9 protein-coding genes are annotated in these 12052 nt (G+C 71.5%); all 9 read right to left on the bottom strand.

Features of this window, described 5'->3' with window-relative positions:
- Positions 1-159: 159 nt before the first annotated feature.
- Positions 160-903 carry a 4-hydroxy-tetrahydrodipicolinate reductase gene (gene dapB, locus HDA32_RS06255; RefSeq protein ID WP_179642300.1) on the bottom strand — a complete coding sequence of 248 codons (744 nt, stop codon included), beginning with the start codon at positions 901-903 and terminating at the stop codon, positions 160-162.
- Positions 904-967: 64 nt separating this feature from the next.
- Complete coding sequence (locus tag HDA32_RS06250; protein ID WP_179642299.1) at positions 968-2326, bottom strand: M16 family metallopeptidase; 1359 nt, start codon at positions 2324-2326, stop codon at positions 968-970.
- An 86-nt stretch (positions 2327-2412) separates the two neighbouring features.
- Complete coding sequence (locus HDA32_RS06245; RefSeq protein WP_179642298.1) at positions 2413-4704, bottom strand: polyribonucleotide nucleotidyltransferase; 2292 nt, start codon at positions 4702-4704, stop codon at positions 2413-2415.
- Between the two features lie 378 nt (positions 4705-5082).
- Positions 5083-5352: a 30S ribosomal protein S15 gene (gene rpsO / locus HDA32_RS06240; RefSeq protein WP_179642297.1), complete on the bottom strand. Its 270-nt coding sequence runs from the start codon at positions 5350-5352 to the stop codon at positions 5083-5085.
- Positions 5353-5622: 270 nt separating this feature from the next.
- A complete protein-coding gene (locus tag HDA32_RS06235) occupies positions 5623-6570 on the bottom strand; it encodes a bifunctional riboflavin kinase/FAD synthetase (protein WP_179642296.1) in 948 nt (315 codons plus the stop codon).
- A gap of 429 nt (positions 6571-6999) precedes the next feature.
- Positions 7000-7911 (bottom strand): tRNA pseudouridine(55) synthase TruB, encoded by a 912-nt coding sequence (truB, locus tag HDA32_RS06230; protein WP_179642295.1) that lies wholly within the window; start codon positions 7909-7911, stop codon positions 7000-7002.
- A gap of 65 nt (positions 7912-7976) precedes the next feature.
- Positions 7977-8423, bottom strand: a complete 447-nt coding sequence (gene rbfA / locus HDA32_RS06225) for a 30S ribosome-binding factor RbfA (protein WP_179642294.1) — start codon at positions 8421-8423, stop codon at positions 7977-7979.
- Between the two features lie 4 nt (positions 8424-8427).
- Positions 8428-8724 (bottom strand): DUF503 domain-containing protein, encoded by a 297-nt coding sequence (locus HDA32_RS06220; RefSeq protein ID WP_179642293.1) that lies wholly within the window; start codon positions 8722-8724, stop codon positions 8428-8430.
- Between the two features lie 116 nt (positions 8725-8840).
- Positions 8841-11855, bottom strand: coding sequence for a translation initiation factor IF-2 (gene infB / locus HDA32_RS06215; protein ID WP_179642292.1), 3015 nt, complete (start codon positions 11853-11855; stop codon positions 8841-8843).
- Positions 11856-12052: the final 197 nt, after the last annotated feature.

Genomic DNA, 12052 nt, shown 5'->3' with positions numbered 1-12052 from the left:
CGGCAAAGGTGTGCGCGAACCCGCGCCACCGCTTCGGCCGGGAGGCGCGGCCCCACGCCGGGCTCACCGGTGAAGGACGCGCCAAGAGGGCCGCACTCTCCCGGCGACCTCCCGCAGAACCGTCCCTGCACCTAAAGGCCCACTCGACTTCTGCAAACCTCAATAAAGCCCCAGCAGCGGCTCCAGGCCGACGGTGAGCTGCTCCGGCAGGTCGGCGATGCGACGCACGCCCAGCAGCACGCCGGGCATGAACGACTCCCGGTTCATCGAGTCGTGCCGGATCGTCAGCGTCTCGCCGTGCGTGCCGAAGATGACCTCCTGGTGGGCGATGAGCCCGGTCATGCGCAGCGCGTGCACCCGCACGCCGTCGACGTTCGCGCCGCGGGCGCCCTCGATCTCCGACGTGGTCGCGTCCGGCATCGGGTCGGCCCCGGCCTCGGCGCGGGCCCGGGCGACGAGCTCGGCCGTGCGGTGGGCGGTGCCGCTGGGCGCGTCGGCCTTGTTCGGGTGATGCAGCTCGACGATCTCCGTCGACTCGAAGTAAGGCGCGGCCTTGGTCGCGAAGTGCATCATCAGCACCGCGGCGATGCCGAAGTTCGGGGCGATGAGCACCCTGACGCCGGGGTTCTCGGCGAGCAGGTCGCGCACCTCCGCGAGCTTGGCCTCGTCGAACCCGCTGGTCCCCACGACGGCGTGGATGCCGTTGGGGATGAGCCAGCGCAGGTTGTCCATCACCACGCCGGGGTGGGTGAAGTCGACGACGACGTCGGCTCCGAGCACCCCGGCGCGCTCGTCGGCCGCGTCGACGGCGGCCACCAGTTCGGTGTCCGCGGCCCCTTCGACGGCCCTGACGACTTCCGACCCCATGCGCCCTTGGGCGCCAAAGACTCCTACCTTGATCACGCGTTTCACCGTATCGGATCGGGAGGCGCCCTCCGGCTCCGGCGCGTCGGGATCGAAACCGCCGTCAGAACCGCCGGTCCTGCTCGTAAGGGCCGACGACGGCGAGGGCTTCGGGGCGGCGCAGGACGTCGGCCGCCACGGCGCGGACGTCGTCCATCGTCACCGCGTCGAAGAGCGCGAGGTCCTCCTCCAGCGAGTAGTGCCGCGGGTAGCCCAGCTCGTGCATCGTCAGGCGGCCCATCCGGGAGTTGGTCCCCTCCGTGCCCAGCACCCACGAGCCCTGGATCTGGCCCTTGGCCCGCGCCAGCTCCTCGTCGGTGATGCCGTACTCCGCGACCTTGGCCAGCTCGTCGCGGCAGACGTCGAGCACCTCGTCGATCTTGTCGGGCAGGCATCCCGCGTACACCTGGAAGACCCCGGTGTCGGCGTAGCTGCCGGCGTAGCCGAAGACCGCGTAGGCGAGGCCGCGCTTCTCCCTGACCTCCTGGAACAGCCGCGAGGACATGCCGCCGCCCAGCGCGGAGCTCAGGACCTTCAGCGCGTACCAGCGCTCGTCGGTGCGGGTCACCCCCTCGGTGCCGAGGATCAGGTGGGCCTGCTCGGTGTCCTTGGACTGCAGCACCGCGCCCGGGTGCACCGCCACGGGCGCCCCCGGTCCGCGCGGGCCGGACGGCCGCGCGTCGCCGGCCGCCGCCAACTGCGGCCGGAAGGCATCGCGCACCTGGTCGACCACTGCGGCGTGGTCGAGGTTGCCGGCCGCGGCGACGATGAGCTCGCCGGGAACGTAGCACTCCCGGTACTGCTCGAAGATCCGGTCCCTGGGCAGGGCGGAGATGGTCTCGTCGGTGCCGAGCACCGGGCGGCCCAGCGGGGTGTCCGCGCCGAAGAACCGGGCGGCGAAGAGGTCGTCCACCACGTCGCTGGGCTCGTCCTCATACATCGCGATCTCTTCGAGGATCACGCCGCGCTCGGTCTCGACCTCCTGCGGGTCGAGCACCGAGCCGGTGAGCATGTCGCTGACGACGTCGATGGCCAGCGGCAGGTCCCGGTCCAGCACCTTCGCGTAGTAGGTGGTCTGCTCCTTGGTGGTGTAGGCGTTGTGGTCGGCGCCCACGCCGTCGAGCAGCGCGGAGATCTCCAGCGCGCTGCGGCGCCGGGTCCCCTTGAACAGCAGGTGCTCCAGGAAGTGCGCGGAGCCGGCGTGCGCGGCGTCCTCGTCACGGGAGCCGGTGGTGGCCGAGATCCCGAACGCCGCCGAGCGCACGCCGGGCATCGTCTCGGTCACCACGCGCAGGCCGCCGGGGAGCACCGTCCGGCGCACCTCGCCCGAGCCTTCCCCGGCCCGGACCAGGGTGAGCGTGCTGTCGGGCTCCTGCTCGGCCGCTGTGACGGCGGTGGCGGCCGAAGGCACTGTGCTGCTCATACGTCCTTGTCTCCACGTCTCCACGAAGATTCAAGGGCGGTCGCACCGGCACACGGTGCGACCGCCCTTTCGAGCCGGGCTGCGGATCAGGTGTTCTCGCCCCGACCGCCGCGGGTGCGGCGGCGCCGGCGCTCACCGTCGCCGGAGGAGGGGGCCTCGCCGTTGCCCTCGGCCGCGTCGGCGCCGGAGGACTCGGAACCGGCCGCCTCGGCCTCGACGACCTCGACCGGGACCAGGGAGAGCTTGCCGCGGTCGTCGATCTCGCGGATCTCGACCTGGATCTTCTCGCCGATGCTGATCACGTCGTCGATGTTCTCGATGCGCTTGCCGCCGTGCAGCTTGCGGATCTGCGAGATGTGCAGCAGGCCGTCCTTGCCGGGCAGCAGCGAGACGAACGCGCCGAACGCCGTCGTCTTGACGACCGTGCCCAGGTAGCGGTCGCCGACCTCCGGCATCGTCGGGTTGGCGATGCTGTTGATCGTGTCGCGCGCGGCCTCGGCGGACGGGCCGTCGGTAGCGCCGATGTAGATCGTGCCGTCGTCCTCGATGGTGATCTCGGCGCCGGTCTCGTCCTGGATCGAGTTGATCATCTTGCCCTTGGGGCCGATGACCTCGCCGATCTTGTCGACGGGCACCTTGACGGTGAGGATGCGCGGCGCGTGCGGGCTCATCTCGGCCGGACGCTCGATGGCCTCCTGCATGACGTCCAGGATGGCCAGGCGTGCGCCCCGGGCCTGCTGCAGCGCGGCGGCCAGCACGGAGGCCGGGATGCCGTCGAGCTTGGTGTCGAGCTGCAGCGCGGTGATGAGTTCCTGGGTGCCGGCGACCTTGAAGTCCATGTCGCCGAACGCGTCCTCGGCGCCGAGGATGTCGGTCAGCGTGACGTACTCGCCGCCCTCGCTGATCAGGCCCATCGCGATGCCGGCGACCATCTCCCTGAGCGGGACGCCGGCCGACATCAGCGACATCGTCGAGGCGCAGACCGATCCCATGGAGGTGGAGCCGTTGGAGCCGACGGCCTCCGATACCTGCCGGATCGCGTAGGGGAACTCCTCGCGGGACGGCAGCACCGGCAGCAGCGCCCGCTCGGCGAGCGCGCCGTGGCCGATCTCGCGGCGCTTGGGCGAACCGACGCGGCCGGTCTCACCGGTGGAGTACGGCGGGAAGTTGTAGTTGTGCATGTAGCGCTTGGTCCGCTCGGGGTTGAGCGTGTCGACCATCTGCTCCATGCGCAGCATGTTCAGCGTGGTGACGCCCAGGATCTGGGTCTCGCCGCGCTCGAACACCGCCGAGCCGTGCACCCGCGGGATCACGCCGACCTCGGCGGTGAGCTGCCGGATGTCCTTGGGCCCGCGGCCGTCGATGCGGACCTGGTCGCGGATGACCCGCTCGCGCACGAGCTGCTTGGTCAGCGAGCGGAACGCCGCGCCGATCTCCTTCTCTCGTCCCTCGAAGGCCTCGGCGAGCTTCTCGGCGGCCAGCGCCTTGACCCGGTCGAGCTCGGCCTCGCGGTCCTGCTTGTCGGCGATGGTCAGCGCCTGGGCCAGCTCGGCGCGGGTCTCGTTCTCGACCGCGGTGTAGACGTCGTCCTCGTAGTCGAGGAAGACCGGGAACTCGCCGGTCTCCTTGGTGGCCTGGTCGGCCAGCGCCTGCTGCGCCCGGCACAGCACCTTGATGAACGGCTTGGCCGCGTCCAGGCCCTCGGCGACGGTCTGCTCGTTGGGGCCGACGGCCCCGTCGGCGACCAGCTTGAGCGTGTTCGGCGTGGACTCGGCCTCGACCATCATGATCGCGACGTCGCCGTCCTCCAGCACGCGGCCGGCGACGACCATGTCGAAGGTGGCGTCGGCGAGCTCGGTGTGGGTCGGGAACGCCACCCACTGCCCCTCGATCAGCGCCACCCGGACGCCGCCGATCGGGCCGGAGAACGGCAGGCCGGAGATCTGGGTGGACATCGAGGCGGCGTTGATCGCCACGACGTCGTAGAGGTGGTCGGGGTGCAGCGCCATGATCGTCTCGACGACCTGGATCTCGTTGCGCAGCCCCTTCTTGAACGACGGGCGCAGCGGCCGGTCGATCAGGCGGCAGGTGAGGATGGCGTCCTCGGAGGGACGGCCCTCGCGCCGGAAGAACGAGCCGGGGATGCGGCCCGCGGCGTACATCCGCTCCTCGACGTCCACCGTCAGCGGGAAGAAGTCGAGGTTGTCCTTCGGACGCTTGGAGGCCGTGGTCGCGGACAGGACCATGGTCTCGTCGTCGAGGTAGGCCACGGCGGAGCCGGCGGCCTGGCGGGCCAGCCGACCCGTCTCGAAGCGGATGGTACGGGTGCCGAAGCGGCCGTTGTCGATCACGGCCTCGGCGGAATATGCGCCCTCCATGGGCGACCTCCTACACGGATTGGATACTCGAGATCCCGCGTCCGTGCCCCGGTGTCGTCTCGTCGATCACGACGGCCGGCCATCGATCGAAGCCCTCGGCGCGCCTGCGGGCGGGCCGAAGACCACTACCGAGGACCGGCGGCGACGTGGCAGCCGGAGGTAGGGGCGCGGGAAAGCGCTCGATTCGGTTGTCGACCGCCGCGCGGCGGTTGCCCCGCAGGCCACGGCGGCCGGTCTCACACCAGAGTACTAAGAATCAATTTGGTATCGCACTCCCACGAAAAGCAATTTGGTATCGCACTCCCGCGAAACCGATCTGGTGTCGCACTACTACAAGAGAGGGAGCGGCCGTGGCCACTCCCTTGGCTGAGATGTCCGCTAGCGGCGCAGACCGAGGCGCTCGATCAGCTTGCGGTAGCGGTTGATGTCCTTCTTCGCGATGTACTGCAGAAGGCGGCGCCGGCGACCGACCATCAGGAGCAGGCCGCGACGGCTGTGGTGGTCGTGCTTGTGCGACTTCAGGTGCTCGGTGAGCTCGATGATCCGGTGCGTCAGGATCGCGACCTGGACATCGGGGGAGCCGGTGTCGCCGTCCTTGGTGGCGTACTCGGCGATGATCTTGTTCTTCGTGGCGGTGTCGATCGACACGACGCTCCTTCTCAGTTCTCGGCACGCCGGTGCTGTGAATGTCCGCGCCGCCCTCGAAGAGGGAGCCGGCGCGGATCCGGCGACCATGCGTGCGAACAGTCACCGGGTGGATCGGCGATCGCGCGGAGCGGGGGCGGTGCCGCCCTCGACGCCCGTCGGGCACGATCGAAGACGCCGGTCATCGGACCGGCTGCTCTTCAGCGTACTACCTTCCCGCGCCCGCCCGGACCACCGCTCGGCGGGCGCCGGGGCCGCGGGAGGCGGCCGGGGTCACTCCCCGATGAGCAGTTCCCTGGTGCGGGCGACGTCGCGGGCCATGGCCTCGATGAGCTCCCCGACGCTGTCGAAGCGCAGCATCGGCCGGATGTGGTGCAGGAGGTCCACTGCCATGTGCCGGCCGTAGAGGTCGAGGTCGTCGCGGTCCAGCGCGTAGGCCTCGACGGTGCGCCGATCGCCCTCGAAGGTCGGGTTGGTGCCGACCGAGACGGCGGCGGGCCAGCACGATCCGTCCTCGTCCGGCCCGACCGGCAGCAGCCGGCCGGCGTAGACCCCGTCGGCGGGGACCGCGGTGCCGGGCGGGAGGTCGAGGTTGGCGGTCGGGAAGCCGAGCAGCTCCCTGCCCCGGGCCGCGCCGTGCACCACCACGCCCTCGACCCGGTGCGGCCGCCCCAGCTCCTCCAGCGCTCCGGCGACGTCGCCCTCGGCGACGAGGCCGCGGATCAGCGTGGAGGTGATGGTGTCGGCCCCCGCGACCCGCCGGACGCCCTCCGCGGTGAAGTCGTACTTCTCCCCCAGCGTGACCAGTGTCTCGACGTCGCCGGCGGCCTTGTGGCCGAACCGGAAGTCCTCGCCCACGACGACCGCGGCGGTGTGCAGCCGGTCCACGAGCACGCGCTGGACGAACTCCTCCGCCGACAGCGACGCCAGCTCCCTGGTGAACGGCAGCACGCAGACGGCGTCGGCGCCGTGCTCCTCCAGCAGAGCGGCCTTGCGCTCCCCCGATGTCAGCGCGGCCGGGGCCGCGCCCCCGCGCACCACGGAGTCGGGGTGCGGGTCGAACGTGACGACCACGACGGGCAGCCCCAGCCTGCGGGCGTGCTCGGCGGCCCGCCGCAGAATGGTCTGGTGGCCGCGGTGCACACCGTCGAAGACCCCGACGGTCACGACGGAGCGTCCCCAGTCCCGGGGTATCTCATCCGGTCCGAGCCAACGCCGCACGATCACACAGCTCCCCTCGCGCCGATGGTGGTGGGTTCCTCCCCGAACCAGGGTGCCACGTCCCCGCGCCTCCTCCTCCGCCGAGCCACGCCCCCATCGGGATTGGAGCCACCGCCAGCCGCAATGCCGTGAGGTTGAGAAGCGGGTGGGAGTGTCGAGGGGTGTTGCGGGGCCATTACTCCCCTGGCCGGAGCCTGCGAAACAAGGCTGTCGTCAGCGCGCCGGCGCCGGCGACGCGAAAGGTCGCGGTGTCGGCGCGTGTACAGGTCCGGTGGCCGGACTCTGGCGCGTAAAAAGCCGGGCGAGACCTCTCACGCGGCCACCGCCGACGCGCTGACCGCGGCCTTGCCAAGCACGCTCGACCCCGGGGAGACCTGTGGGACACCGGTCGGCACCGGCTCGGCGAACCTCAATCTCACGGCATTGCCGCTAGGCGAACACCACGATCGGCTTGCTGTAGCCGGGATGCTCCTCGGCGAGCGCGAGCACGCTGCCGTCCGGGGCGAACAGGCCGATCGGCCCCGGACCGAGGCCTGCGGCCGGGATGCGGTTGCCGTGGGCGACCCTGCGCGCCTCCTCCTCGGTCAGCACGCGGCTGGGGAAGGCCACCGACACCGCCTCGGCCAGCGGCACCGCGGTGAACTCCTCGGCGAGCCGGTCCAGCGTGCGGGCCCCGGCCAGGTCGTAGGGGCCGACCCTGGTGCGGCGCAGCGCCGTGAGGTGGCCGCCGACGCCCAGCGACGCGCCCAGGTCGCGGGCCAGCGACCGGATGTAGGTGCCGCTGGAGCAGGTGACGCGGGCGTCGACGTCGATGAGGAGCCCCTCGGAGTCGGGCACCCGCCGGACGTCGCCGACGGCGAACTCCGACACGGTCACCGGCCGGGCCTTGAGCTCGACCTCCTCGCCAGCGCGGGCCTTCTTGTAGGCGCGCCGGCCGTTCACCTTGATCGCGCTGACCTGCGGCGGGACCTGCTGGATCGCTCCGGTGAGCCGCGCGGCGCCGGCGCGCACCGCCGCGTCGTCGACCCCGTCGGCCGGCGTCCGGGCCAGCGGCTCGCCCTCGGCGTCGTCGGTGTCGGTGGTCGCGCCCAGCCGGATGGTGGCCTCGTAGACCTTCTCGGTCAGCGTGAGATGCCCCAGCAGCCGGGTGCCCTTCCCGATGCCCAGCACGAGCACGCCGGTGGCCATCGGGTCGAGCGTGCCGGCGTGGCCGACCTTGCGGGTCCCCGCCAGTCTGCGGACCCGCGCGACGACGTCGTGGGACGTCCAGTCGGCGGGCTTGTCGACGATGGCGACGCCGTCGGGCGCGGCCGCGCGCGGCGTGTCGGCGCTGGTGCTCATGTGGAGGTGCTTCCTCGTGCTGCCGGACGACCCGGCCGGGTGGGGCGCGTGCGGGCCGGGGACCGCTATTCGCCGTGGTCCTCGTCGTCGTACTCGCGCGGTGCCTTGTAGGGGTCGGCTTCGCCGGCCGGCCGGGCGGTGGCCGCGGCGCGGGCGACCTCCGCGTCGGCCTCGCGGGCCTTGGCCAGCAGTTCCTCGATGTGCTGGGCGTTCTGCTGGACCTCGTCGGCCACGAAGACCAGGCTCGGGGTGTGGCGCAGGCCGGTCTGGCGACCGACCTCCGAGCGGATCACGCCCTTGGCGCTCTCCAGCGCGGCGGCCGTTCCGGCCTTCTCCTCGTCGGAGCCGAACACCGTGTAGTAGACCGTCGCGTCGCGCAGGTCGTTGGTGAGCCGCGCGTCGGTCACGGTGACGAATCCGAGCCGCGGGTCCTTGATGCGGCGCTCCAGCATCTCCGCCACGATCTTCTGGATCCGGTCGGCGAGCTTGCGCGCGCGTGCGGCGTCAACCATGTCTCTAATCTTCCTCTTGACTGAAGAGCCGCTGCCTGGCGGAGAGCAGCTCGATCTCGGGGCGGCCGGCGACCAGCCGCTCGCAGGCGTCGAGGACCTCGACGCAGTGCGCGGCGGTGGAGGAGGCGACGGCGATCCCGATCTCGCAGCGCCGGTACAGGCTCTGGTCGCCGGTCTCGGCGACCGAGACGGCGAACTTGCGGTGAAGCTCGGCCACGATGGGCCGTACCACCGAGCGCTTCTGCTTCAGGGAACGGACGTCGCCGAGCAGCACGTCCAGGGTCAGAGCCCCAACGAACACGCGTTCACCCCGTGGTTTGTCTGTTGTTGTACCGCTCGCGGCGGGTCGGTGGAGGGCGGACCCAAGGACCCGGGCCCCGGCTCGGCAGCCGGGGCCCGGGGATGACGCGAAGGGCGTCAGTCGCGCGGCTTCTCCCGCATCTCGAACGTCTCGATGACGTCCTCGAGCCGGATGTCGTTGTAGCCGACTCCGATACCGCACTCGAAGCCCTCGCGGACCTCGGTGGCATCGTCCTTGAACCGGCGCAGCGACTCCACCGTGAGGTTGTCGGAGATGACCACGCCGTCCCGGATGAGGCGGGCCTTGCTGTTCCGCCTGATGGTGCCGCTCCGGACGATCGAACCGGCGATGTTGCCGATCCTGGGCACCTTGAAGACCTCGCGGATCTCCGCCGAGCCGAGCTGGACCTCCTCGTAGACCGGCTTGAGCAGGCCCTTGACCGCCGCTTCCACCTCGTCGATCGCCTGGTAGATGACCGAGTAGTAGCGGATGTCCACGCCCATCCGGTCGGCGAGCTCGCTGTTCTTGCCCTCGGGCCGAACGTTGAAGCCGATGATGATCGCTTCCGCGGAGGCGGCCAGGTTGATGTCGTTCTGCGTGATCGCACCGACACCGCGGCCGATGACGCGGATGCTCACCTCGTCGCCGCCGGCCTCGATCTTGAGCAGCGACTCCTCGAGCGCCTCGACCGAACCGGACATGTCGCCCTTGATGATGAGGAGCAGCTCGTTGCGCGCCCCCTCCTCAAGGGTCTTCTGCCAGTTGTCCAGCGTGACCCGGCGGCTCGCCTTCGCCTGCTGGGCGAAGCGCTCGCGCGCCTCGCGCTGCTGGGCGATCTGGCGTGCGACCCGGTCGTCCTTGACGACCAGGAAGTTGTCGCCGGCGCTGGGCACGTTGGTCAGACCGAGCACCTGGACCGGGCGGGACGGCTCGGCCTGCTGCACGTTGTCGCCGTTCTCGTCCAGCATGGCCCGGACGCGGCCGTAGGCGTCGCCGCAGACGATCGAGTCGCCCACGCGCAGCGTTCCGCGCTGGACCAGCACCGTGGCCATGGAGCCGCGGCCGCGGTCGAGGTAGGCCTCGATCGCGAGGCCCTGGGCGTCCTGCTCCGGGTTGGCGCGCAGGTCGAGCGCCGCGTCGGAGGTCAGCACGACCGCCTCGAGCAGACCGTCGATGTTGACGCCCTGCTTCGCGGAGATGTCGACGAACTGGACGTCGCCGCCGTACTCCTCGGCCACCAGGCCGTACTCGGTGAGCTGGGCCCGCACCTTCTGCGGGTCGGCGCCCTCGACGTCGATCTTGTTGACCGCGACCACGATCGGTACCTCGGCCGCCTTGGCGTGGTCGATGGCCTCGGCCGTCTGCGGCTTCACGCCGTCGTCGGCCGCGACCACCAGCACCGCGATGTCGGTGGCCTGCGCACCGCGGGCACGCATGGCGGTGAACGCCTCGTGACCCGGGGTGTCGATGAAGGTGATCTTGCGATCGTCATCGTCGACCACGGTCGCGACCTGGTAGGCACCGATGTGCTGGGTGATACCGCCGGCCTCGCCGCTGACCACGTTGGTGTTGCGGATCGCGTCGAGCAGGCGCGTCTTACCGTGGTCGACGTGGCCCATGACGGTCACCACCGGCGGACGCGGCATGAGGTCCGCGGGACTGCCCTCGTCCTCACCGAACTCGATGGAGAACGATTCGAGCAGCTCGCGGTCCTCGTCCTCGGGGCTGACGACCTCGATCTTGTACTTGAGCTCCTCGCCCAGCAACTGCAGCGTCTCGTCCGGCAGCGACTGGGTCGCGGTGACCATCTCGCCCAGGTGCATCATGACCTGGACCAGCGACGCCGGGTTGACGTCGATCTTGTCACCGAAGTCCGAGAGCGAGGCGCCGCGGGACAGCCGGATGGTCTGGCCGTTGCCGCTCGGGATCTTCACGCCGCCGAACGACGGAGCGCCCAGCTCGTTGAACTCCTGACGCCGCTGCTTCTTGGACTTGCGGGCACGGCCCGGACGACCGCCGGGACGCCCGAAGGCGCCCGCCGTGCCGCCGCCGCGACCACGACCGCCGCCACCGGGACGGCCGCCGAAGCCGCCGGGACGCGGACCGGCACCGGGACCACCGGGACCGCCGCCGCGCGGACCGGCGCCGACGGGGCCACCGCGGCCGCCACCGGGACGGCCGCCACCGCGGCCACCGCCGCCGCCACCGCGACCGCCGCCACCGGCGGGCGCGGGACGCGAGGACGGCATGTTCATCGGGCTGGGGCGCGGACCGCCACCGGGACGCGGACCACCGGCGCCGGGGCCGGGCCGCGGACCGCCGGCACCCGGGCCGCCGGGACGCGGGGCCTGCGGGCGCGGGGCCTGGGGACGCGGCGCACCGCCGCGCTCGCCACCGCCGCCGGGACGCGGCGCACCACTGCGCTCGCCACCGCCGGGGCGCTGACCGCCCTGACCGCCCTGGCCACCCTGACCGCCTTGACCGCCCTGCGGACCGGGACGCGGGCCCGGACGCGGCGCCGGCTTGGCGCCCATGCCGCTGGCCGTCGAGGCGAACGGGTTGTTGCCCGGACGCGGACCCGTGGACCGCGGACCCGGACGGGGCCCCTTGCCCTCGGAACGCCCGGTGCGCTCGCCGCGCTCCGGACGCTCGCCGCGCTCCGGACGAGGACCGCGCTCGGGGCGCGGGCCGCGTTCGGGACGGTCGCCGCCGGGCTTGGCGGGCTGCTCCGGCCTGCCCTGGCCACCGGTCGGCCCCGCGGGGCGCGGACCGGGCCGGGGACCCGGCTTGGGAACGCCGCCGGCGGGCGGCGACGCGGGACGGGCGCTCGGCTTGGGTCCCGGCTTGGGGACCGAGGGCCGCTGAGCCGCGGCGCCGTTCTCGCCCGCGGCCGGGGCCTTGTCCTCACCGCGCGGACGCGGCTTGGGCTCCGCCGGGCGGGACTTGCGCTCGCCGCCCTTCTTCTCGGCGGCGCCGTTGTTGAAGGCTTCCTTGAGTCGACGGACGACCGGCGCCTCGATCGTCGAGGACGCCGAACGCACAAATTCGCCCATTTCGTTGAGCTTGGCCAGGACGGCCTTGCTCTCAACACCGAACTCCTTGGCGAGTTCGTATACCCGGACCTTCGCCACTGCTCTCCTCTACTCGGTCCGGGACATGGGCTTGTGCCGGACCGTCGCTAGCTTGACGTACTCATCGCTGCGTACTCATCGAGCGCTCATCGCAATCTCGACCCGCTTCCGACTCGTCTGTTACACAACAATGGGTCAGTTACATCGGACATGCCGACATAGCAAGACCCGCCGACCGTCCGGTAGTTCCAACCGAA

Origin of the sequence: Spinactinospora alkalitolerans (genome assembly GCF_013408795.1) — a bacterium.
GTDB classification, from domain to species: Bacteria; Actinomycetota; Actinomycetes; order Streptosporangiales; family Streptosporangiaceae; genus Spinactinospora; species Spinactinospora alkalitolerans.
Note: the sequence above shows the minus strand (reverse complement) of the source record. Positions and strands in the feature narration are given on the sequence as shown.